Genomic DNA, 20328 nt, shown 5'->3' with positions numbered 1-20328 from the left:
AGGCAAAGCCTCTCATCCACTCCGTCATGCCGTGGCTCGACCATGGCATTCATGCCGTGACCTTGCCACGCAGAACCACTTCGATCTGGAGAGCTGAAACGGCATGGATTGCAGGATCAGGTCCTGCAATGACGGCAGTGGGGATGGTGGACAGTTGTGAAGTTTCAGATGCCCGCATGTCCCCCCGAACCACCGACGGTCATCCCCGCCCTGTGCGGGGATCCATTCCACTTGGCAATCAGTTAAGTGCTTGTGAGTGAGCTGGAAACTGCCGCGCGTTCTCTGCTTTGATCTCAGCGCTTCAGGATCCAATCCACATAGCTGCCAGCCGGACGTTTGCGAGCAGGCCGGAAACTGCCGCGCGTTCTCTTCTTTGCTCGAGACGCTTCGGGCACCAATGGATCCCCGCACAAGGCGGGGATGACGGCCGAGGGGATGGAGCAACCTTGCGGCTGCCCCTCTCGCGTTCGTCATTGTCGGGCTTGTCCCGGCAATCCAAAGAGGCTCGCCACGGATACAGAAAGAGTGGATCCTCGGGACACGCCCGAGGATGACGGTCGAGAGTTTGGCGTGACGGGGTCGCTTTAAACGCGTCTTCCAGGACAAGCTCTTCCCGAATGACACAACAGCCGAAGGCATCGCCCCTCTCATCCACTCCGTCATGCCATGGCTTGACCATGGCATCCATGCCGTGACCTTGCCACGCAGAACCACGTTGATCTGAAGACACGAAACGGCATGGATTGCAGGATCAGGTCCTGCAATGACGGCTGAGCGTTGAACAGAGCTTATCCCTCATTTCGGTGGGGACAGGCGGCGTCCAAGGCATTGAAAACACATCCACAGCCTATGAAGAGCCGAAATTTATCCTCGTCCTCGGAACCTGTCGTATCATCCATGGTGTTCCTGCCATCACGGGGCCGAGTGCGGACCGTCCGTTCGCGGTGGTGGGGACCGGGTTTCGAGGATGAGGGCTGGTGTAACGGACCAGCCCCTATCCGGTGACTGGCAGCCTGAACCTGCGGCGGGGAGTGGCGTCGCTTCTCTCAGGTGCGTCTCGTATCTGGCAAACCGGAGGACGCTCTACTTCCGGCGCGCAGAAAAGAGAAAGGCGCGCGCTCGGTCATTTGGGACACGGAACTTGGGCAGGCGCAAAGGCCTTGCACATCCCACTTTCCCAACCGCTCCCGGCAAGTCCGGAGCGCCTGCCATCCCGTCTCTGACGGGAAACCGAACAGCCAGAACGCCGGGGAGACATCCTGCGGCGGGCGTGGTGCTGGGGACCTATCGGTAAGCAGTTCAGGATGGAAAACGAGGCCATCCTGCACAAGGGTGTCTCCAATCACGCCTTTATCCCTTGCCACCTCTCAGCCCTTCCCGGATCAGCAACGAAGATGATGTGGCCGAGCAGAACCAACTTGCCTCACCCCTCTTGCATCGTCGCCGCCGATCCCCTAAAACCTTGTCATTAACGCTCAAGTCACGTTTCTGCGGCACGATTCGGCACTGACCAGATATTGCCAAAGACACTGTGGCAACAGACAAGGCCCGAGACCTCCGATGATCGCATCGCGCGACATGACCGGCTTCTCCAGCGACGCGCCCTCCACGCGCGGCGGCCTTATCCTAATTGGCGATCTCCTTCTACTTAGATGCCCCTGAGCGTCGGCTGATCCGTATTTGGCGGAACGGGCACTTGGGGGATGAAGCGCATTTACCAGATCAAGAACTCATGATCGCGCGCCGTGCCCGGGGACAGAGCTGAACAAGCCCCTCACAGGCAGCGGATCTTCAAGGAAGGACCAGACCGATGACCGCCTCTCAGACCGCAGACAAAGACCAGGTCTTCATTTTCGACACCACCTTGCGCGACGGCGAGCAGTCGCCCGGCGCCTCCATGACCCTCGAGGAAAAGCTGCAGATCGCCGATATCCTCGACGAGATGGGCGTGGACATCATCGAAGCCGGTTTCCCGATTGCCTCAAACGGTGACTTCGAGGCCGTCAGCGAAATCGCGAAACAGACCAAGACCTCGGTGATCGCGGGTCTCGCCCGCGCCATTCACGCCGACATCGACCGCTGCGCCGAAGCCGTGAAACACGCCGAAAAGGGCCGCATTCACACCTTCGTCTCCACCTCGCCGATCCATCTGCAGTTCCAGATGAACAAGACTGAAGAACAGGTCCTCGACATCATCACCGACACGGTGACCCGCGCGCGCAATCTGATCGGCGATGTGGAATGGTCGGCCATGGACGCAACCCGCACACCGATCGACTACCTCTGCCGCTGTGTGGAAGCCGCGATCAAATGCGGTGCGACCACGATCAACCTGCCTGACACGGTCGGCTATGCGACACCGGATGAGTACAGGAAGATGTTCGCCGACATCATCGAGCGGGTGCCGAATTCCGACAAGGCGATCTTCTCGGTCCATTGCCATGATGACCTGGGCCTGGCCGTCGCAAACTCCCTGGCCGGTGTGGCCGGTGGTGCGCGCCAGATCGAGTGCACCATCAACGGCCTGGGTGAGCGGGCCGGCAACGCGGCGCTGGAAGCCATCGTCATGGCCATCCGCACCCGGTCCGATGTTCTGCCCTATGCCTCCAATGTCGATCCGAAGTTTCTGACCCGCGCATCCAAGCTGGTCGCCGGAGCTTCAGGCTTTGCCGTACAGCACAACAAGGCCATCGTCGGGAAGAATGCCTTCGCTCATGAGAGCGGCATTCACCAGGACGGCATGCTGAAGAATGCCGAGACCTACGAGATCATGCGTCCCGAAGATGTAGGCGTAAAGGCCACGTCTCTGGTCATGGGCAAGCACTCCGGCCGCCACGCCTTCAAGGACAAGCTGAAGGAATTGGGCTACGAGCTGGGCGACAACGCCCTGCAGGATGCGTTCCGCCGCTTCAAGGACCTCGCTGACCGCAAGAAGCATGTCTACGACGAGGACATCGACGCGCTGGTCGAGGACGAGATCTCCATCGCCGGCGAGAACACCAAGGTCATTGCGCTGACGGTCATTGCCGGAACAGGTGGTCCGCAGAAGGCGATCCTGACCATGGACGTCGACGGCAAGCACGAAACCCGCGAAGCCACGGGTGATGGCCCGGTCGATGCAACCTTCAACGCGATCAAGGCGATTGTGCCCCACGAGGCGACCCTGCAACTCTATCAGGTGCATGCCGTTACAGAAGGCACTGACGCACAGGCAGAAGTCTCCGTACGTCTGGAAGCCGATGGCCGGATCGCAACCGGCAAGGGCGCCGATACGGACACGCTGGTCGCATCCGCAAGAGCCTATGTCTCTGCCATGAACAAACTCGCGATGCGCCAGCAGGCAGGAAACCCGGGCGCACTGAAGGCCAGCTGATCCGGCAGGCGGTGGCTTATACGGCCACCGCCTCATGACCGCACCGCAAGGATCTGGCTTCGCTCGTCAGGGCGGACCATGTCTCGTCATCAGCATGCATTTACGGGTGCAAACACCGGGACAGACCGATCACACGGCCGCACCCCGCGCAATGGCAACAGGCCACCACGCCGGACTAAGCATTCACAAAGATCGTCGAAGCTCCGCAGTAACAGCAGCCCGTAATCGGGGGTGACTGATCGGTCTCGCTCATGGCCGTCCGTCGCCAGGATTCCGAACCTGAAACAAGATTCCCCTCATCGACATAAGCCTGTCCGGTTTTTTCGGCGCGCACAGCTTCCTGTGTCCACAATCGTGAGACCAAACGCCTGAAAACTGGCTTTGCCGCTCAGGCACTCACCAGATAGGAGCGCAGGGACGGGCTGAGAAGCTGGAAGAGATCGCAGGGCATGTCTTCGATCCGCCGGCTTTCGCGGTAGACGAAACCGAGATCCTGAACCGTGCTGCGTGCACTGCGGTCGTCTGTGCGAACAGGCACGACGATATGGGAAAAATAGGTGTTCTCGAAGAACCAGTCGATCAGCTCCCGGCTCACCTTAAGCGTCAGATCGCTGTGCCTGGCACGGGCGTCCTTGGAAAAACACCAGCGCAAGGCGATTTCCGAGGTTTCCTCCAGAGGCGAAAAGCCTGCCCAACCCAGGAATGTATTGTTTTCGTCCGTCACCTTGAACGCGCTGAGACCGTGGCGTTCCTGATCTGCCAAAGTGTCATCAAGAAAGGTCGAGACCTTGTCGAGCGACCAGGCACCGTGGGTGGAGGAAAGATAGCGGTGAACCGCGGGGTCGGCGTGAAGATCCGCCAGCAACGACAGATCGGTGGCGGACAAAGGCGTGAGCCTGACCCCTTCCGTATCAATGACGATGTGCTGCAAATGAGCCTCCCTGAAGCGTTGATCCAGTCTGGATCAATTGCGCGAAGTCCTAACCCAAGATTGTGAAGGGACCAAGGCACCGAAGTCCAATTCCACCCCTGAACTTGGAAAATCCGTGCTTCTACGGACATTTAGCGAGAGAAATCCACAGTGCAGCGCACAATCCTTGATTGGCACCGCATCATGACAAGCCCTGTCACATAACCTGAAGTTGCGCGGCCAGATCCGGGGCATGTGAAGCGGCCGGATCCAGCCGGATCCAGTCTGCCATCTGGTTCCGAAACCAGGTCTCCTGCCGCTTGGCATACTGGCGGGTCGCGATGGTCACCCGCTGCCGCGCGTCTTCAAGGTCACAAGCGCCCGACAAGAACTCCGCCACCTCCTTGACGCCAATCGCCCGCATGGCAGGCAGGCTGTCCGGCAGGCCAAGCGCCAGCAGCGCCTGAACTTCAGCAATGCCCGCTTCCGACAGCATCATCCCTGCCCGCGTTTCAATCCGGGCATGAAGCCAGGGGCGGGGCGGGGCCAGAACAACGCGAAGGGCCTCTTCCGGCCGGACCAGGGGCGCGCCTTGTGCCTCTGCCTGCCAATCCGAAAGGCTCTTGCCGGTCGAGCGCACAACCTCCAGCGCCCTTGTCAGCCTCTGCTGATCCTGAAGTGTCGAGGCTGCGACCGGATCGAGCGGCGCCAGCGCTGCGCTCACGGCTTCGATGCCGCCATCTTCCGACAGCTGACGACAGCTGACGCGAATCTCCGGATCAATTTCGGGAATTTCCGCAAAGCCCTCGGTCAAGGCCTTGAAATAGAGCCCGGTGCCGCCGACGAGAATGGGCAACTTGCCTTCCGCACGCACGGCATCCAGTTCCACGGCCATCATGCGCAGCCATTCGCCCGTTGAAAAGGCGGTTTCGGCGCCAAGAACCCCGTAAAGCCGGTGCGGAGCAAGGGCAAGGTCTTCTGCAGGCGGGCGGGCCGTGATGATCGACAACTCGCGATAAAGCTGCATGGAATCGGCATTGATCACGACGCCGTTCCATCTGCGGGCCAATTCAATGGCTAATGCCGACTTGCCGCTGGCGGTCGCTCCGGCTATCAGAACCGCGCGGTGCCCGTTTGCGGGCGACACATCCTTCTCACTCAAGGTCGCGCTCATGTCCTTTGTCGCCACATTCGTTTCCAATCCGACACGCCCTGCTGTCGATGACGCATTGATGGCGCACGTCGCCGCCTGCCTCGAAGGTGCGAGCAGCCCTTCAACGCTCAGCGCCGGCGTCGCAGCCGAAATCGCCTTTGCCGGGCCAGATCCCCTCGCAGCCGAGACAAGCCTGCGACAGGCCCTTGGCGAGGCTCCCGTTGACGTCTTTGTGCAACCCATCGAAGGCAGGCGCAAGCATCTCCTGATCGCAGACATGGATTCCACCATGATCCGACAGGAATGCATTGATGAACTGGCGGCTGAACTTGGCCTGAAAGACAAGATCTCCGAGATTACGGAACGGGCCATGCGCGGCGAGATCGAGTTCGAGCCGGCCTTGCGTGAACGGGTCGCCCTGCTCAAGGGTCTGCCCGTTGATGCCATCGAAAAAGTCCTGCGTGAGCGCATTCAGCTGATGCCCGGCGGACGCACACTGATTCAGACCATGAAAGCCAACGGCTCCTATTGCGCGCTGGTTTCCGGCGGATTCACCCATTTCACCCGCGCAATCGCCGCGCTGATCGGTTTTGACGAAAACCAGGCCAATCTGCTTCTGGAAGAAAACGGCATGCTGAGCGGCCTTGTGCAGGAGCCGATTCTGGGCCGTGACGCCAAGCGTCAAAGGCTGGAGGAGCTTGTCGCCGAGAAGAACCTGGACTTTGGCCAGACCCTTGCTGTCGGTGATGGGGCCAACGATCTGGCAATGATCGAAAGGGCCGGACTTGGCATCGCTTATCGCGCCAAACCTGCCATCGCAGCTGCTGCCGATGCCCGCGTCGATCATGGCGATCTGACCGCCCTGCTCTACCTGCAAGGCTATTCCCAGTCTGATTTCTCGCTCAGCTGAGCCAGGCCCTTCATCTAAACGCAAAAGGGCGGCCAGATCGGACCGCCCTTTTCTATTTGTTCAAGCGTTTGCGAAAATCACTCTTCGATGCGCACCGGTACGAAGCGAAGTTCGCCTGTCTGGTTGGACAGCAGCAGCAGAGCGGAGCGGCGTCCGTCTTCCTTCAGTTTCTCGACCTGTTCAATGACGTCCTCCGGTGTTGCCACCGGCTCCTGCGCCACTTCCTTGATCACATCGCCAGCCTGAACGCGCTTTTCTTCAGCGGAGCTGCCCGGCGCGACCTGCTTGACGACAACACCGGTGACGTCTTCCTCGATGCCGAATTCCTCACGCGCCGCATCGTCGATTTCGGCCAGGATCATGCCCAGAACTTCTTTCTGTTCAGGCGCATCCGTCTCACCGGCTTCACCCTCTTCCTCGTCCGTTTCGGCAGAAGCGACCTCTTCCAGACGTCCAAGAGTAACCTGCAGCGTGACTTCCTCACCCTTGCGTAAAACCAACACATCGACGGCTTTGCCGATTGCGGTTTCCGCGACCATGCGCGGCAACTCGCGCATGGTTTCGACTTCCTGTCCGTCGAACTCGAGGATTACGTCACCCGGCTCGATTTCCGCAGCAGCGGCCGGACCATCGTCGGACACACCTGCGACCAGCGCCCCATAGGCTTCATCCATGCCGAGGCTTTCGGCAATCTCGTCGGTAACTTCCTGAATACGCACACCCAGCCAGCCGCGGCGTGTCTCGCCGAACTCGCGCAGCTGAGCGATCACGCGCGTTGCCGTCTTGGCCGGAATGGCAAAGCCAATGCCGATGGACCCGCCCGAGGGAGAAATGATGGCCGTGTTGATACCGATCACGTTGCCGTCCATATCGAACAGCGGACCACCCGAGTTACCCCGGTTGATGGAGGCATCCGTCTGGATGAAATTGTCATAAGGACCGGAGTTGATGTCCCGGTTCTGCGCCGACACGATCCCGACAGTCACGGTGCCGCCCAGACCGAATGGGTTACCGATGGCCATGACCCAGTCACCGACGCGAATGGCGTCGCTGTCGCCAAAGCTGACATCCTTGAGCGGGGTCTCAGGTGTCACCTTGAGAACCGCAATATCGGTTTTCTCGTCGGTTCCGATCAGCTCGGCCTTGAGCTTCGTGCCGTCGTTGAAGTTGGCGGTGATCTCGTCCGCGCCTTCAATGACGTGATTGTTGGTGATGATGATGCCGGCCGTACCGTCAATCACAAAGCCGGAACCGAGCGACTGAACGCGCCGGGCGCGGTCTTCACCCTTGTTCTGCTTGTTGAAGAATTCCTCGAAGAATTCCTGGAATGGCGACCCATCCGGAACCTGCGGCATCGGCACGGAGCGCTGCGCCTGCACGGTCTGCGAGGTGGAAATGTTCACCACGGCGTCGCCAAGGCTCTCCGCCAGATCGGCGACGGAAACCGGACCTTGTGCGTTTGCAACCGCAGCCGGTTGCAAGGAAGCGGCACTGCCGAGCATGACCGCAATGGCCATGGATCTCACATTGCGGCGAAAGAACTGGAAAGCCATTGGCCTTTATCCTCCATCCCTGACGGATTGGTATGGGGAGCGGGAGCTGCCCCTAATCTCAAAACAGAGCTTATACATTTTAATGGCGCAGACGAGCCCTGGAAGGCCCCTCTGCGCCACATTTGCGTTACCAGCAGAGCTTATCCCCGCACGACCCACACCAGAACCACACCAAGTGCCAGAGCGACAAGTCCGGCAATTCTGAGAGTCTGGTCAGGCGTTTGCAGAGCGGACTGCATCATGGACTTCATTCCGCCCGGTGCCAGCGCGTAGAGGGTTCCCTCCAGTGCCAGCACCAGGCCAAGGGCCACGATCAGGTCGTTCATTGCGCGGCAGGAGCCTGCGAGCGCACACCAGCATCGGAATCCGCGTTTCCACCGACACCCAACGGATCGTTGAAATAACGGAAGAAGCTGGAATCGGGAGACAGAACCAGGCTGGTATCACCCTGGCGCAGACCGGTTTCATAGGCCTGCATCGACCGGTAGAAAGCAAAGAAGTCAGGATCAACGCTATAGGCGTCAGCGAAGATCTTGTTCCGCTCCGCATCACCGATACCGCGCGTGATTTCCGCATCACGCTTGGCTTCAGCGACAAGAACCGTTGCATCACGATCAGCACGCGAGCGAATGCGGCGAGCCTGTTCCTCACCCTGAGCGCGTAGCTCTGTGGCTTCACGCTGACGTTCTGTCTGCATACGCGAGAAAATCGCCTGGGAGTTGGCTTCCGGCAGATCCGCACGGCGGATCTTCACGTCAACAACCTCGATACCGAGTTCCGATGCACTGTTGCTGACATCACGACGGATGTTTTCCATCAGGCCCGAACGATTGTCACGCACGACAGCCGTAAAGGACGCCTTGGCGAGTTCCGAGCGCAGAGAAGACTGCAGGAACGTCGACAAACGCTGGTTAGCTTCACGAATGTTGTTCACACGCTGGAAGAACAGCACCGGATCAGAAATGCGGTAGCGGGCGAATGCATCAACCACCAGACGCTTCTTGTCAGAAGCAATTGCTTCGACCGGAGGCATGTTCAGGTCAAGAATGCGCTTGTCGAGATAAACGACATTCTGGAACGGAGCCGGCAGCTTGAAGTTCAGGCCTGGCTCGGTCACGACCTTGTCGATCTTACCGAATGTCAGGACGAGAGCCTGCTGGGTCGGATTGACAATGAACACACACGCATAGAGGCCGATGGCCACGATCGCGAGGAATACGGCAAGAATACCACTACGCATTACTGGCTCCCTCCGGTACGGCCGGACTGCGCGGCACCGCGCGAGGTCAGCTCATTGAGCGGCAGGTAAGGCAGAACGCCCTGACCGGATGACTTGCTGTCGATGATGATCTTGTTGTTCGATCCAAGAACCCGCTCAAGCGTTTCCAGATAGAGACGCTCACGCGTCACATCAGGTGCATTCTTGTACTGCTCATAGACCTGCGTGAAGCGCTGGGACTGACCGGTTGCCTCGGCAACGGTCTGGTCGCGATAGGCGTTCGCCGCTTCTGTGACACGTGCAGCTTCACCGCGTGCTTCAGGAACAACCCGGTTGGCATAGGACTGCGCTTCGTTCTGAATACGCTCCTGGTCGGCACGGGCCGCCTGAACGTCACGGAAGGAGTCGATCACCTGCTGGGGAGGATCCACCTTCTGCATCTGAACTTCGGTAATCTCGATACCGGCCTTGTAGGTGTCCAGAGTGGTCTGCATCAATTCATCAACACTGTTCTGAATCGATACCCGGTTTTCGGTCAGGATCGCATCGATGTTCGATTCCCCGACAACCTCGCGCATGGCGCTCTCGGCAACGGCTTTCACCGTCCCTTCAGGGTTCTGGATGTTGAACAGATAATTTGCGATGCCTTCGCGGGTGTTCTTGATACGCCACTGAACCTTGAAGCCGACATCGACGATGTTTTCATCACCGGTCAGCATCAGGCTTTCCTGAGGCACATCACGCGTCGAGACCGAGCTGCCGCGGATGATTTCTTCCACACCAACGGTAAGCTCGCGCTGACGTTCGACCTGCGGCTTGTAAACTTCGCCGATCGGATAAGGCCAGTTGTAGTTCAGACCCGGAGCGGTCTGGTCCGTGACCTTGCCGAGCACCAGCTCGACGCCGACTTCGCCCTGATCCACGCGGTAAAGACCGGTGAACATCCAGACAACGCCAACCACGGCAATCACCAGCAGAACGCCAAGGATACCAAGGCCGCCGCCACTACCACCGCCCGGAAGGACGTTTTTCATGCGGTCCTGCGTACGCTTCAGCAGCTCTTCCAGGTCCGGCGGCTGATTGCCACCACCCCTGTTGGGACCACCACCGCCCCACGGACCGCCGTTGTTTCCGCCGCCACCGCCGCCCCATGGGCCGCCGTTATTGCCGCCACCCTTCCAGGGACCGCCGCCGCCTGACTGATTGTTCCAAGGCATCAAGACTTCCTTTTTCCAAGGTCCCGGTTCTCTTGCGCATACGAGTGATCGCCGCCCACAATCCGCCGGGGTTACAGTTTGCCTGTTCTGACTCACCGCAGGTTATAGGGAGGTTACCGATGGCTTTCAACGCCGAGCCTGCAATCAACCTCCCGAAAAACTGCAGAATTTCTCACTTTGCAGGTGGGACGGGCAAACCAAGCTTTCAAGGGCTGAAATGGCGCATTTACACAGCTGTTTTGCTCTATGAGCCTGCCTCACACCTCATATCCAGATGCCAGATACCATCCTCAAGGTAATTCTCCGAAATACGTGCAAAACCAAAGCTGGTGTAAAAGTCCTCAAGATGCGCCTGAGCAGACAGGTTCACGGGTGCCCCAGGCACCGCGGAACGGCATTTATCAAGAGCAACCTGCATAAGGTTTCGCCCAAGACCCAGCCCCCTGTGTGAGGGCGCGATCACGACACGGCCGATCCGGCTTGCCTCATCGTCGCCAGCGTTGTCGGCATCGGCCAGAAACACCCGAAGCGCACCGGCCAGGTCTCCAGTTGCCCGGTCCCTCAGAACATAGTGCAGAGCATCCGGATCCTGACCGTCGATTTCCGGAAAAGCGCACTCCTGCTCAACCACAAAGACATCCTGACGCAATTTCATAAGGTCATGGACGTCACGGCCGCTCAGGTCATCGAATGCAAACCAGACCCCTTCAAGGTCCTCCGGATCCTTGGCGGTAGCGTTTGTGATGGTCATGAAAGGTCCTGAATCAGCTTGTTTGATGGTCGTTCTCGTCAATGCGCAAGAAACAGCGGGCACGCAGTCTCTTCAAGCATTTCCCGTGTTGTGCCGCCAAGTATTGTCTGGCGCATGCGCGAATGACCACGGGCCCCCATGACGATCAGATCGGCGCCCAGCGTCTTTGCTTCCCGGTTCAGAACCTCGGCAATTGTACTGCCATTGGTAGAGACCTGCCTGACTTCGACCTCGACATCATGACGGGCGAGAACAAGCGCCATGTCCGCGCCCGGGCTTTTACCGTGATCATCAGGCCCTGACACCGGGTCCACCAGCAAAAGCGTTACCTTGTCAGCGCCGAGCAGAAACGGCATGGCATCTGACAACGCCTCGGCGGCTTCCGCTCTGGAATTCCAGGCCACAAGAATGTTCTGCCCGACCGTTTGCGGCACGTCAGGTTTCGGCAGAAAAAGCAGGGGGCGGCCGCTGTCGAAAAGGGCGCCATCGATGGCCTGGCGCTCCACAGTGTTCAATTCACCGTCACCCGAGCGGAGGATCACCGCCAGATCCGAATAGATCGCGTGGCGCGCGACCAGATTGTCTTCCCGCGCAACAATGGCCTGATGAGCCCGAACGTCGAAGGAAATCCCTTCCTTTGCCAACGCAGCATCGACGTCTTCCTGCAGCGCCTTCAACGCCGCAACGCGCTCCTCGCCTTCTTCCATCCAGACCTTGGTGTAGCCCGCGCCGCCATAACCATAAAAGGGAAGGCTCGGCACTTCGCCAACGAGCAGCACGGCAAGATGCGCGTCTTGAGTCCTGGCGAGGTCGACAGCGCTTTGGAGCCGGCTTTTCACATCCTCGGTGAACTCGGCAACCGCCAATATCGTTTTGAAGGACATGTGAAACTCCCGTTCAACAAAAATGTCAGCAGCTGGCATACACACGCCAGGACGCAGACCCTAGCATCGCGGGAAAAGCAGATGCTTGTTCTATCTCAAATCGCCTCAAGCAACGACGCATACTTCCTTGCCCAAGGGCCAATGCCTAGGAAGCCCTGCGACGGTAGGAGACGAAATCGAAATCGGCACTGTCCCGTTCGGTTCTGTCGCCCGCAGCCCGTGACACCTCTTCCCAGATTGAGAGATCGATCGGCGGGAAATGCGTGTCGCCACCTGGCTCGGCCTGAACTTCCGTGATCTCGAGTTGCTCGGCCATATCCATCGCCAGCTTGTAAATCTGCCCGCCACCAATGATGGCGATCTGATCCACGCCCAGTTCACCCGCCTTCATCTCGGCCAACTCAACAGCAGCCTCCAGCGATGGCACAACGTCCGCGCCCTCGGCGTCAAAGCCCGCGTCTCGCGTGATGACGATGTGCGGACGGCCTGGCAGCAAGCCCGGCAGGGACTGGAAGGTCCTGCGCCCCATGATCATCGGCTTGCCAAGCGTCAGTGCCTTGAAGTGCTTGAGATCCGAGGAGATCTTCCAGGGCATGTCATTGTCAGCCCCGATGATCCCGTTGCGCGCCACGGCGGCGATCATCATGATGTCAGGCATTCAGCCTCCAGTCTTGTCCAGGCTACGCAGCCTTGCGGGCACCGCGCCAAAGAATAAACAAACCCGATGCAACGATCAGGGTGCAGCCCGCCACCATCCAGACATCAAGCTTTTCCTCAAAGATGAAAACACCCAATCCGACGCCAAACAGGAGGCGGGAATAGCGGAAGGGTGTGACAGCCGAAACCTGCCCGGTGCGCATCGCCTTCATCAAGGCACTATAGGCCATAACACCGGCGGTCACGACCGCCAGCAGCGACAGACCGGCAGCAGGGCTTGGCATCAAAAGCGCTCGCCCCTCCCACAGATGAAAAACACCTCCCGCCGCCGCAATGGTCACGAAGCCGTAGAACCCCAGAACATTGGTGCTGATGGAGGCTGGAGCCGCCCGGCTGGCAAGATCGCGTCCGGCAAAGCCCAGCATTCCCACAACGGCCAGGATCGACAAGGTCGAGAACGCCTCGGCGCCCGGACGCAGGACAATCATCACCCCGATCAGGCCGACCAGAATGGCTGTCCAGCGGCGCCAACCGACAGTCTCGCCGAAAATCAGGGCAGCACCGAGGACAACAACTATCGGCGTTGCCTGCAAGATCGCGGTGGCCGTGGACAGCGGTGCCAGAGCCAATGCGAGGACATAGAAAAGCCGGCCGACGAACTCGAACACGAAGCGGATCAGCATTGGCGGCGAAGTCACATCGCGATTGGCCAAACGCTCGCCTCTAAAACGTGCGAGCACAGCAAATACAAACGCTCCACAGCCTCCCATCAGGAGCAGGATTTCGGCGACGGGCAGCTCGGCGGCAGCCCCCTTCAGGAAAGCATCCTCCAGCGCGAACGCCGCCATGGCGCCAATCATCCACAGGCTTCCCAAAAGGTTTCCGCCCCGGTCAGTTTGTATGTTTTCGGGAAGGCTCACCGAATGTCCAGTCGAAGGTTTCACAGACCGCCGTCAAACAGCAATTGGCGCAGAAATATGCGGATGCGGGTCGTAACCCGAGAGTGTGAAGTCGTCATATTTGAACGAGAAGAGATCACTCACGTCCGGGTTGAGTGTCATGGTCGGCAAGGCGCGCGGTTCGCGCGTTAGCTGTTCGCGGGCCTGATCGAAGTGATTGGCGTACAGATGCGCATCTCCAAGCGTATGCACGAAGTCACCCGGCTTCAGACCGGTCACTTGCGCCACCATCATGGTCAGGAGCGCATAGGACGCAATGTTGAAGGGCACACCAAGAAAGACATCGGCCGAGCGCTGATAGAGCTGACAGGAAAGTTTCCCGTCAGCCACATAGAACTGGAACAGCGCATGACAGGGCGGCAGCGCCATCTCATCCACCAGAGCCGGATTCCAGGCTGATACGATCAGACGGCGGCTTTCCGGCGTTTCCCGGATCATCCGAAGCAGATTGCTGATCTGATCAATCGACTGACCATCCCCCGCGGGCCATGAGCGCCACTGATAGCCGTAGACCGGACCAAGTTCGCCATTTTCGTCGGCCCAATCGTCCCAGATCTTGACGCCATTGTTCTTCAGATAGCCGATGTTGGTGTCGCCGGCGAGAAACCAGAGCAGTTCGTGAATGATCGATCGCAGATGCAGCTTCTTGGTCGTGACCAGTGGAAACCCTTCAGACAGGTCAAACCGCATCTGGTGACCAAAGACAGACCGCGTCCCGGTTCCGGTGCGATCCCCCCGATCAACGCCGGTGTCCAAAATGGTCCGCATGAGGGTGAGATATTGATCCACGTCGTCCGTCCCGAGGTTTTCCTGCCGCAGGTCTGCAGCCTTTTGATCCTGGGTCTATGTCGCAGCCAAGCACGACGATTTGCAAGGCCCATGGGTCGGTTTCAGCGCCTCTGTCCCCTGCTCTTCCCGGCATCTGACCTGCGCACGAGATCCCCGGAAAAACGCCATGACACCCCGCTTTTAAGGCCATACCCCTTTTAATTTCCGCGACATAAGACTATATCAGGAGTGCTGGTTTTCCAGCTATGGCGATAAATGGTCAGTGCAATAAGCCTATCGGACCCGGGGGCGGTACCCGGCGCCTCCACCCAAGCGCACCACGGCAAGTGAGCCATCTGGTGCGCTTCGGCGGGGGCGAAATAGGATCGACGAGGGTGTAAAGACTGCGCTTTTGCTCGGCATGGTACCACCGATATCGGACCATATCAGTAGTTGCAAATGACAACACTGCTTCGGACATGGCTGTTGCTGCGTAACGCAGTACCGGTAGTCCATTTAAGTCCTTGTGGTTAGCACCGTAAGGCGGGGTTCGGAGGCACCTGGCAACAGAAGCCTCCACTTCATTCTCCCACTTGCCCAGCACAGGAACCGCTCACAAACGTCAGTTCTGCACCGGATTTCTGTTGTCCATACAAGGACAAACTCGGGAAATCTTTCCGGCTCGGCCATTTGGGTACTTTCCTTTTGCCGCTCCAGCCGTCAAGGTGCTTGGCAGCAAATCCGCGATTCCGACAAGTTTTGACGAAGAGAAGATGGCCGAAGACCTCCTCCGATACGATATCCTCATCCAGGACGCGCTGCGTGGCGCGGTCAAAAAGATCCTCGCCGAAGTCGGCCGCACGGGTCTTCCCGGAGAGCATCATTTCTACATCGCCTTCGACACGACAGCACCTGGTGTGCGCATTTCCAGCCGCCTTAAGGAGCGCTATCCGCAGGAAATGACCATCGTCATGCAGCACCAGTTCTGGGATCTGGCGATCGGCGAGCATGCGTTTGAGGTTGGCCTGTCCTTCGGCGGCGTCGCAGAAAAACTGTTGGTGCCCTACAGCGCCATCAAGGGCTTCTTCGATCCGTCAGTCCAGTTTGCGCTCGAGTTCGATCCGGGCAAGACCGCTGAAGAACTGCCGGAAGAGCTTCTCGAGGCAGTCGAGGAACTGGCGAAGGCTGAAAAGCTTGCCGAGGATGTGACGTCAGAGGGTGTATCGCCCGTGCAGGACGGCGCGGAAGCTGCCTCTGCTGACAAGGACGACAGCGGCGACAAGGCTCCTGCAGCAGACGGCGGCGGAGAAGTTGTTTCCCTCGACGCCTTCCGCAAGAAGACCTGAGCACCAGTCAGGGACGCCGGTCATGAGCGCCGACATCGTCAATCTGCGGCAGGCGCGCAAGAAAAAAGCCAGATCCGAACGGGAGAAACAAGCTGCCGAAAACCGGACGACCTTTGGTCGTTCAAAGGCGGACAAGCAGCTTTCCCGGAAGAGCGAAGCCCTGACCTCTGCCCGGCTTGACGGACACCAGCGCGGCAGAGAGGCACCTTCGGGCAGCACCAAAGACCCGAAAGACGGCGACTGAGCATGGCGTTGACCAAGCGCTCACTCGCCCTTCATGGCCACCGCACGAGCCTCGCGCTTGAACCGGAATTCTGGGCGGTGATCGATCAGGCGGTCCGAGATCGCAATCTCTCCCTGGCAGCCCTCATTGCTGAGATCGATGACAACCGGGATACGGACGATGCGCTCTCGTCATCCGTTCGCATTTACGCCTTGGCCTACGTCCAAAACCACTAAAGCCGTCCGAAAACCATTAGTTCGCCGGAATTTCGACCACCAGCCCGTTCGGCAAGGTGCGATACCGCGGCTGTGCCGGTGCCGCCGGCTGCTGTCGCTGCGGCTGAACACGGCTTGTGGAGGGCGGCGCCGGCTCTGGCGCAAGCTCCAGCGGCCCGTCCTCAAGCACGCTTGGCGGCAGCCCGATCTCACGCGCCAGAAGGTCTTCAACCGACTGAGGCGCTTCGAGAGGTGGCAGGGAGCCGGTGCTTTCCGAACTCTGGTCCTGTGACACGCCGCCATCGGAGCCCGGCGCGTTGATGACGGAACGGATCTGGTCGGCAAAATCGGCAGGGTTCAACGGGGCAACCGAGCTCCGGTCACCATCGGGCGCCGCCGCCGCATTGTCGTTGGCAGGACCATCTGCAGCTGAATTGTCATTGGCAGGCAGGTCGTTGGCAGCTGGCCCGGGGGCAGCAGGTACGGGCGCCGTCTCCACGCGAGAGGCTTCGGCTTCGGCAGCAGCTGCCTCAGCTTCCTGTTTCAGGCGCTCAGCCTCGCGCAGGGCTGCCTCTTCCGCTTCTGCAGCAGCGCGAGCTGCCTCTTCCTCGGCTTCGCGCTGACGCCGCGCAGCTTGCTCCTTCTGGCGCTTCAACTCGCGCAGAAGCCGGTCGCGCTCCAGAATTTCAGCCTGCAGCTTTTCGACCCGCTCAACCTCCTGCTCGAAAGCCCGCAGCGTCAGATAGGCGGTGAAAGGCGTAATATCGACGCTACGCTCGGGAGCCTCCAAAGGTCCGGAGAAGAGCATTCCAACCTGTGGCTCTGCTCCGGTCACGGCATTTTCGCCCGCATCCACGGTCAGTGAAAAGTCGCTGTCGAGTTCCCAGGTGTTGAAATCGACTTCCGCAGACCCGAAGACCTCCGCTGCAGAACTGTCGACCACAACATTGCGTGCAGTCGCCCGCCCGCCGACCAGCGTGATCGCTCCCTCCATCTCGTCAAAATCGAGGCTGCCAGCTGCCATGTGACTGAGAAAGACCTCACGGATTTTCTCGTCGCGCAGATCGAGACCGGCATCCGCCGCACGGATCACCAGACCGAACGCCTGGGGATTGATCCCGCGCAACTCGCCCTTGGCAACGGAGAATGTTCCGCCGCCGGTCAGACCGGAAACCATCGCCGCGATAGACCGGCCCGCGCCTTCGAAATCGAGAACGAGATCGAGATCGCCGGTCGCGACCGCGCGTCCCTCGCGTTCCCAGACGAGAGATTGAAGCACCGCATCGTCGAGTTTGAGACGTCCGGAGACCGAGCCTTCGGCTCCCGACCTTCGAAACGCCAGAGCGCCCGAGAGTGAGCCGCCGCCATAGCTGCCGGACAGTCCGTCAAGACGCAGCATCGTGGGCGTCATGCGCAATTCGCTGCGCGCGCCCTCAATCACCTGCTCACCGCCGATCGCAAGCGTATCCGTGCGCAGATCAAGCGTCAGATCCGTGTCTGTGAACAACGGACGGCCAAAGGACACGGTTGGCCAGATGCTGGACCCGTCACCGGCAGAAAACCACTGATCGGGACCAAGAACAGCCTCGGACAGGAACCTGAGATCAAGACTACCCACATAGAGCGAGCCTTTCAGGCGCCGATTGCTTTCACCCGTTGTTGGCGTCAGATCACCCTGGAGCGTGCCATCGATCGGCACACCAGCAACGGTCCCACCAAGATCGGAAACCGTAATTTCACTGCCTGTACCGGAGAGATTGAAGCGAAGATCGACCTCGATATCGCCTGCCATGACCGGCATGATCCGGCCACCAAGCAAGGCGAACGGGGCAAGATCAGGTACACTTGTCGCCACATCCAGACGATAGCTCGGCGCCTCATCAGCTTCCAGACGCAACTCGCCGTCTGCCGTCAGAGTTGCAGCGCCCGCAGTCGCCTCGACATCAACCTCAAGCCCGTCTTCAGGATGGCCTTTCGCCGAAAGCTTGATGTAACCAAGACCGAGATCGTCGACAGGCAGTATTTCGAAGCCCAGTTGCCGAAGAATCTGACCGCCGTCAGGGCCAGCCAGCTCCAGACCAACATCAACATCTGCGCTGTGCCAATCGTCCATCCGGCCCTTGAAACTGCTGCTCAGCCTCGCATCCACCCCGCCCGCAATGCCGTCCAGAACAAACGTCAGATCGCTGCTGTCACCGGCAGCTGCCGCTTTAAGGTCCGCCTCAAACCTCGCAGGCACCAGATAGTCGGACGCCTCTTCCAAGCGTTCGATAACCGGGTTGTCCGGGAACGCACCGCGCAGCAGGGCGACGACTCCGGTCAGATCCCGCGCATCCATTGTTCCAGACAGGTCACCGACAGGCGCAGTGAGAAGGTCGTCGATCCGTCCGGAAACGTCGATCTCGGCACCTGCAAGATCTTCCGCATACAGCCGGTCGACCCGCAGTCCGGAGCCGGAATACTCAGCTTCCAGCGACAGTCCCTTGCCCGCAACATCGCGCACGCTGACCTGCTTGGCGCGCATGCGAAGCGTGACATCCAGATCCGACAGACCGGCCTCTGACCGGTCGAACAGGCCGGCCAGTTTCTCAAGCTCATCAAGGTCAAGCGTGTCCGCATCAAGGCTGAGCGAGAAGATGGCGTTGCCCTGGCGTGGCTTGCGATAGGACAAACCGCCCGTCGCTTCTGATCCGGCAAGCGTCAGCCGCAGGTTATCGAGCGCTGCACCATCTGGAACCACATTCAGATGCCCTTCGATCGCGACCGGCTGGATTGAGCTGCTGCCGCTGTCATTCTGCTGCCACCAGGCCGCAAAGGCGCCGGGCTGATCCGAGTTGATGGAGAGATTTCCACGATAGGTCGGCGTTTCGGAAACGACGAGATCGCCCTGGGTCGTTATCGTGGTGCGGCCCGGAGCACGCCCCGACAAGCGTGCAATGCGCCAGCCACCGGTCATGGTCTCAAGATCGAGGCGCACGTCCTGGGCCAGACCACCGCCAACCACCACCGCCGGCACGTCGAGCGCGATCACACCGTCCATATCCGGCACGGGCAAGGATTTCAGGGCCCCGATCAAGGCGCTGCCGGCCTCCGTCAGGCCAACAGGAGCCTGAGGCCCGCCGCCGTAGAGCCGGTCAAGGTCCAGCTGTTTGGCTCTTGCGCGCACTTCAAACCTGCGCGCGCCATTAAACACCACTTTGCCTTGACCATCGAGGCCAAGCAGTCGGTCTTCCGGGCCGAAACGATACTGAAAGGCCGGGATGTCCACCCCGCTCACAGCTGCATTGAATTCGCCGGTCGCCCGCCAGCTTCGATCAGCCTCCTCCTCCGGAACGATCGCGACGAGATCGAATTTGCCGTCGTAAACCGGCGACTCTTCGATGTGGTTCAGCGTTCCATCGACCGACAGCTCGACCGGAGCCATTGTCGGCGTGATCGATCCCTTGAGACGGATCGAACCATCTTCCTGTTGCTTGCCCGTGGCAACGCGCAGCGAATAGGCCTCCCCGCCGTAATCGAGGCTTCCGTCCACCTTGAACGGGCCGGCAAGCGTTCTGGCGCTAACCTGAAGGTTCCCGTGGTCGACCACATGGGTTTCGCCGGAACGCGCATCGACAAGCGACACGGCCCCATCAACAACAGTGATGCTGTCAAAGGCGATGTCGTCATCAGCAAGCTCTGCAAGGGCGCCTCCGCCCTTCATTCCGGTCAGCCAGTCAAGGCGACCGTCCTCGTCCAGGGACAGGCTGAGATGCGGGCGTTCAAGCTCCATCTCGAGCACCCGGACCTCACCCTTGAGCAAGGGCGGCAGTTCAACACGCATCTGAAACCGTGAGACAACCAGCAGCGGATCTTCCGCCTCACCTACCCGCACATCGGAAAAAGTCACCGTTGGCGAGGGCAGCAGCGTCATGTCGGCTTCGCCCAACACCGTGACCTTGTGGCCAAGAGCACGTTCCGCGTAGGTCTCGAAGGTCGAGCGATAGACAGTCCAGTCGACAAAGAAAGGCCCGACCAGTGCCGTAATCAGCACCAGAATAATCGCAACCCCAACTGTTATGTAGACCGAATTCAGATCAATTCTCCAAATGTGTCCGGTCGACATTATGCCACCGGACCAACGTTCATGTGGGTGTCATCACGATTCGAAACGATATCATGACACGAAGAAAACCGGACCCGTTACCGAT

18 protein-coding genes and 1 other RNA gene are annotated in these 20328 nt (G+C 59.6%); 6 read left to right on the top strand and 13 right to left on the bottom strand.

Features of this window, described 5'->3' with window-relative positions; genetic code table 11:
- Positions 1–49 precede the first annotated feature (49 nt).
- Positions 50–178, bottom strand: a complete 129-nt coding sequence (locus tag ABJZ52_RS10725) for a hypothetical protein (RefSeq protein ID WP_348188105.1) — start codon at positions 176–178, stop codon at positions 50–52.
- 1632 nt (positions 179–1810) lie between these two features.
- Here ABJZ52_RS10725 and ABJZ52_RS10720 point away from each other — a divergent pair.
- A complete protein-coding gene (locus tag ABJZ52_RS10720; protein WP_348188103.1) occupies positions 1811–3373 on the top strand; it encodes a 2-isopropylmalate synthase in 1563 nt (520 codons plus the stop codon).
- A gap of 388 nt (positions 3374–3761) precedes the next feature.
- Here the strand turns inward: ABJZ52_RS10720 and ABJZ52_RS10715 are convergent, their stop codons facing one another.
- Complete coding sequence (locus ABJZ52_RS10715; RefSeq protein WP_348188101.1) at positions 3762–4304, bottom strand: GNAT family N-acetyltransferase; 543 nt, start codon at positions 4302–4304, stop codon at positions 3762–3764.
- Between the two features lie 196 nt (positions 4305–4500).
- A complete protein-coding gene (miaA, locus tag ABJZ52_RS10710) occupies positions 4501–5472 on the bottom strand; it encodes a tRNA (adenosine(37)-N6)-dimethylallyltransferase MiaA (RefSeq protein WP_348188098.1) in 972 nt (323 codons plus the stop codon).
- Here miaA and serB point away from each other — a divergent pair.
- Positions 5456–6346: a phosphoserine phosphatase SerB gene (gene serB, locus ABJZ52_RS10705; protein WP_348188096.1), complete on the top strand. Its 891-nt coding sequence runs from the start codon at positions 5456–5458 to the stop codon at positions 6344–6346. The genes miaA and serB overlap by 17 nt on opposite strands.
- A gap of 77 nt (positions 6347–6423) precedes the next feature.
- Here serB and ABJZ52_RS10700 read toward each other — a convergent pair whose 3' ends face one another.
- The 9 genes from ABJZ52_RS10700 to ABJZ52_RS10660 all read right to left on the bottom strand — a co-directional run bounded on the left by ABJZ52_RS10700 (position 6424) and on the right by ABJZ52_RS10660 (position 14375).
- Complete coding sequence (locus tag ABJZ52_RS10700; protein ID WP_348188094.1) at positions 6424–7899, bottom strand: Do family serine endopeptidase; 1476 nt, start codon at positions 7897–7899, stop codon at positions 6424–6426.
- A gap of 140 nt (positions 7900–8039) precedes the next feature.
- Positions 8040–8225 (bottom strand): DUF2065 domain-containing protein, encoded by a 186-nt coding sequence (locus tag ABJZ52_RS10695; protein WP_348188092.1) that lies wholly within the window; start codon positions 8223–8225, stop codon positions 8040–8042.
- Positions 8222–9139, bottom strand: a complete 918-nt coding sequence (hflC, locus tag ABJZ52_RS10690; protein ID WP_348188089.1) for a protease modulator HflC — start codon at positions 9137–9139, stop codon at positions 8222–8224. Before hflC ends, ABJZ52_RS10695 begins: the two co-directional genes overlap by 4 nt.
- Positions 9139–10335, bottom strand: a complete 1197-nt coding sequence (gene hflK, locus ABJZ52_RS10685; RefSeq protein WP_348188086.1) for an FtsH protease activity modulator HflK — start codon at positions 10333–10335, stop codon at positions 9139–9141. The genes hflC and hflK overlap by 1 nt, the downstream gene beginning before the upstream one ends.
- Positions 10336–10579: 244 nt before the next feature.
- Positions 10580–11086 (bottom strand): GNAT family N-acetyltransferase, encoded by a 507-nt coding sequence (locus ABJZ52_RS10680; protein WP_348188084.1) that lies wholly within the window; start codon positions 11084–11086, stop codon positions 10580–10582.
- Between the two features lie 38 nt (positions 11087–11124).
- Positions 11125–11970, bottom strand: coding sequence for a universal stress protein (locus tag ABJZ52_RS10675; protein WP_348188081.1), 846 nt, complete (start codon positions 11968–11970; stop codon positions 11125–11127).
- A 145-nt stretch (positions 11971–12115) separates the two neighbouring features.
- A complete protein-coding gene (locus ABJZ52_RS10670; RefSeq protein ID WP_348188079.1) occupies positions 12116–12628 on the bottom strand; it encodes a dihydrofolate reductase in 513 nt (170 codons plus the stop codon).
- A gap of 22 nt (positions 12629–12650) precedes the next feature.
- Positions 12651–13547 carry a DMT family transporter gene (locus ABJZ52_RS10665; protein WP_348188076.1) on the bottom strand — a complete coding sequence of 299 codons (897 nt, stop codon included), beginning with the start codon at positions 13545–13547 and terminating at the stop codon, positions 12651–12653.
- 33 nt (positions 13548–13580) lie between these two features.
- Positions 13581–14375 (bottom strand): thymidylate synthase, encoded by a 795-nt coding sequence (locus ABJZ52_RS10660; protein WP_348188074.1) that lies wholly within the window; start codon positions 14373–14375, stop codon positions 13581–13583.
- 191 nt (positions 14376–14566) lie between these two features.
- Here ABJZ52_RS10660 and ssrA point away from each other — a divergent pair.
- The 4 genes from ssrA (at position 14567) to ABJZ52_RS10640 (ending at position 16159) form a co-directional block, all read left to right on the top strand.
- Positions 14567–14935, top strand: a transfer-messenger RNA (tmRNA) gene (gene ssrA / locus ABJZ52_RS10655).
- Positions 14936–15127: 192 nt separating this feature from the next.
- On the top strand, positions 15128–15700 hold the full coding sequence (locus ABJZ52_RS10650; RefSeq protein WP_348188071.1) for an SspB family protein: 573 nt from the start codon (positions 15128–15130) through the stop codon (positions 15698–15700).
- Positions 15701–15722: 22 nt separating this feature from the next.
- Complete coding sequence (locus ABJZ52_RS10645) at positions 15723–15944, top strand: DUF4169 family protein (protein WP_348188068.1); 222 nt, start codon at positions 15723–15725, stop codon at positions 15942–15944.
- Between the two features lie 2 nt (positions 15945–15946).
- Entirely contained in the window at positions 15947–16159 is a 213-nt protein-coding gene (locus ABJZ52_RS10640; RefSeq protein WP_348188065.1) for a ribbon-helix-helix domain-containing protein, read from the top strand.
- A gap of 16 nt (positions 16160–16175) precedes the next feature.
- Here ABJZ52_RS10640 and ABJZ52_RS10635 read toward each other — a convergent pair whose 3' ends face one another.
- On the bottom strand, positions 16176–20243 hold the full coding sequence (locus ABJZ52_RS10635; RefSeq protein ID WP_348188063.1) for an AsmA-like C-terminal region-containing protein: 4068 nt from the start codon (positions 20241–20243) through the stop codon (positions 16176–16178).
- Positions 20244–20328: the final 85 nt, after the last annotated feature.

Source organism: Roseibium sp. (genome assembly GCF_039982295.1).
Classification (GTDB): domain Bacteria; phylum Pseudomonadota; class Alphaproteobacteria; order Rhizobiales; family Stappiaceae; genus Roseibium.
The sequence above is the reverse complement of the archived record's forward strand: the minus strand, read 5'-3'. Positions and strand labels throughout refer to the sequence as shown.